Genomic DNA, 953 nt, shown 5'->3' with positions numbered 1-953 from the left:
GCGACCCGGTGGTACAGATCTGGGACCCCCACACCGGCCAGCACCTCCACCACGTAGACACCGGCCACCAAGGCGGCGCAGGGCAGGTGCACATCGCACCCGACGGCACCTGGCTCGCCACCGCCGCCAACACCTCCCGCGACGGCGACGGCGGCGACCCGGTGGTACGGATTTGGGACTCGCACGCAGGTACACATGGTTATCTCGACACCGACCACCGGCAGGGCGCAGGGCAGGTGCACATCGCACCCGACGGCACCTGGCTCGCCACGACCGCCAACGCCTCCCGCGGCGGCAGCGACCCGGGGGTACAGATCTGGGACCCTCACACCGGCCAACGGCTACACCACCTCGACACCGGCCACCAAGGTGGCGTCAAGCAGATCTGTGTCGCCTCCGACGGCACCTGGCTCGCCACGACCGCCAACGCCTCCCGCGGCGACGGCGACCCGGTGGTACAGATCTGGGACCCCCACACCGGCCAACACCTCCACCACCTCGACACCGGCTACCAACGCGGCGCAGGGCAGGTGCACATCGCACCCGACGGCACCTGGCTCGCCACCGCCGCCAACACCTCCCCCCTCGGCGGCGACGGCGACCCGGTGGTACAGATCTGGGACCCCCACACAGGCCAACACCTCCACCACCTCGACACCGGCCACCGGCACGGCGCAGGACACGTGCACATCGCACCCGACGGCACCTGGCTCGCCACCACCGCCAACACCGCCCACCTCGGCGACGGCGACCCGGGGGTACAGATCTGGGACCCTCACACCGGCCAACAGCTACACCACCTCGACACCGGCCACCAAAGCGGCGTCAAGCAGATCTGTGTCGCCTCCGACGGCACCTGGCTCGCCACCATCGCCAACACCGCCCACCTCGGCGCCAGCGACCCGGGGGTACAGATCTGGGACCCTCACACCGGCCAACAGCTACACCACCTC

At 70.5% G+C, this 953-nt stretch carries 1 protein-coding gene; it reads left to right on the top strand.

What is annotated here, in order from left to right:
* Positions 1-86: 86 nt before the first annotated feature.
* Positions 87-953, top strand: an 867-nt coding sequence (locus tag ACFQO7_RS26615) for a WD40 repeat domain-containing protein (protein WP_376808934.1), incomplete at its 3' end; no start/stop codon positions are given.

Source organism: Catellatospora aurea (genome assembly GCF_042663325.1).
In the GTDB taxonomy this organism is placed as follows: domain Bacteria; phylum Actinomycetota; class Actinomycetes; order Mycobacteriales; family Micromonosporaceae; genus Catellatospora; species Catellatospora aurea.
This window is presented reverse-complemented; position numbering and strand designations above follow the sequence as displayed.